The sequence below is a fragment of the Alkalibacterium sp. m-11 genome (assembly GCF_054658155.1).
The window spans coordinates 1-262 of record NZ_BAAGIR010000477.1 but is presented as its reverse complement, the minus strand read 5'-3'; the positions used below and the strand labels follow the sequence as shown (position 1 = coordinate 262).

Genomic DNA, 262 nt, shown 5'->3' with positions numbered 1-262 from the left:
TGAGAAGAGATATCAGAGAAGGAGTGAAAAAACATATGATTGATGGCATAAAGCCCAATTATACTGCGTTAGCGGAACAATACGGATGTGACTATCGTACGGTTAAAGCAGCGTATGAAGAAGCGTTGAAAGGTGATAAACCTAAAACAAGGAGGACATATCCGAGTAAATTAGATTCATTCAAACAAATCATAGATACTAAGTTAGAAGATCAATGTACCGCTAAAAGTATCTTCAAATTCATACAAAAGAAAGGGTTCGA

1 pseudogene is annotated in these 262 nt (G+C 35.9%); it reads left to right on the top strand.

Annotated elements, in window-relative coordinates:
- Positions 1-262: pseudogene (locus tag ACYQ2O_RS13245) on the top strand (IS21 family transposase); the annotation flags it as partial.